The 668-nt window shown below is 70.8% G+C and carries 1 protein-coding gene; it reads right to left on the reverse strand.

The window, feature by feature from the left end:
* On the reverse strand, window positions 1-668 hold a 668-nt coding region (locus tag BST14_RS28210; RefSeq protein WP_142279684.1), incomplete at both ends, for an AMP-binding protein.

Below are 668 nucleotides of genomic sequence, written 5' to 3' on the forward strand. Positions count from 1 at the left end.
TGCTCATCGGCACGCCCCAGATACTGCAACTGCCCATCACGACCCCAACGCACCAAATCCCCGCTGCGATACATCCGCGACCCCGGCCCGCCGAACGGGCACGCCACGAAGCGCGACCCGGTCAACCCTGGCCGGCCCAGATACCCGACGCCCACCCCGCGCCCGGCCAGATACAGTTCGCCGACCACCCCGGCGGGCACCGGCCGCAACCATCCGTCCAACACAGCAAAGGCCGCCCACGCGACCGGCGCACCGATGGGCACCACCCCGGCACCCACCGACAGCGGAGCGCTGATCGCCACGCACATCGTCGTCTCGGTGGGGCCATAGGCGTTGACCATCACCCGTCCCGGCGCCCAGCGGTCCACCACCTCGGGCGAGCCGGCCTCACCGACGATCACCACCGCCGTCGTCTCCAACCCCTGCGGGGAAAGCATCGCCAACGCCGACGGGGTCTGGGTCAGCACGCTGACCCGCTCGGCGACCAGCAACTGATGAAACTCGTCCGGCGAGCCGGCCACCGGTTCGGGCACCACCACCAGGCGCCCACCGCGCAGCAGCGGACCGAAGATTTCCCACACCGAGACGTCAAAGGCCAGCGAGTGGGCGTGGGTCCATACGCCCGGCGCGGGCAGCCCGGCGTCCAGTGAACCCAGCAGCTGGACCAC

It is taken from the genome of Mycobacterium arosiense ATCC BAA-1401 = DSM 45069, from assembly GCF_002086125.1.
GTDB lineage: Bacteria > Actinomycetota > Actinomycetes > Mycobacteriales > Mycobacteriaceae > Mycobacterium > Mycobacterium arosiense.